Origin of the sequence: Niallia sp. MER 6 (assembly GCF_023714395.1) — a bacterium.
In the GTDB taxonomy this organism is placed as follows: domain Bacteria; phylum Bacillota; class Bacilli; order Bacillales; family Cytobacillaceae; genus Niallia.
Genome location: NZ_JAMAUK010000107.1, coordinates 1 through 626, shown reverse-complemented (window position 1 = coordinate 626; position 626 = coordinate 1). Strand labels below are relative to the sequence as shown.

Sequence of the window (626 nt, the reverse complement as noted above, 5' to 3'; positions counted from 1 at the left end):
GCGAGAAGCAGTCGCAAGACTGTGCACGAGTGAGTGAAACAGCCGTACGATTTGGCTTCTGCAGCTGGACATAAATGATTACTCATTCTTTCTTCTTACAACATAATCTAGTTTTCAGGGAATAAATCCTCTGAAAAAAACTTTGAAAAAAGTGTTGCAAAAACTAATTAGATAGGTTATAATAATACTTGTCTTTAAAAAAAGTCTGGTGGCGATAGCGAGAAGGTCACACCCGTTCCCATACCGAACACGGAAGTTAAGCTTCTCAGCGCCGATGGTAGTTGGAGGTTCTCCTCCTGTGAGAGTAGGACGTCGCCAGGCATACAATGGAGGATTAGCTCAGCTGGGAGAGCATCTGCCTTACAAGCAGAGGGTCGGCGGTTCGATCCCGTCATCCTCCACCATAATAAGCCGATGTAGCTCAATTGGTAGAGCAACTGACTTGTAATCAGTAGGTTGGGGGTTCAAGTCCTCTCGTCGGCACCATTCTTTGTAAAACGAGATGAGTCATTAGCTCAGTTGGTAGAGCATCTGACTTTTAATCAGAGGGTCGCAGGTTCGAATCCTGCATGACTCACCATTTACGCGGGTGTGGCGGAATTGGCAGACGCACTAGACTTAGGATC

3 tRNA genes and 1 rRNA gene are annotated in these 626 nt (G+C 46.2%); all 4 read left to right on the top strand.

Annotated elements, in window-relative coordinates:
* Positions 1 to 204 precede the first annotated feature (204 nt).
* The 4 genes from rrf (at position 205) to M3600_RS28445 (ending at position 580) form a co-directional block, all read left to right on the top strand.
* A 5S ribosomal RNA gene (rrf, locus tag M3600_RS28460) occupies positions 205 to 321 on the top strand.
* Positions 322 to 328: 7 nt separating this feature from the next.
* Positions 329 to 404: transfer RNA gene (locus M3600_RS28455), tRNA-Val, on the top strand.
* Positions 405 to 410: 6 nt separating this feature from the next.
* Positions 411 to 486, top strand: a tRNA-Thr gene (locus M3600_RS28450).
* Positions 487 to 504: 18 nt separating this feature from the next.
* Positions 505 to 580 (top strand) — tRNA-Lys (locus tag M3600_RS28445).
* Positions 581 to 626 lie beyond the last annotated feature (46 nt).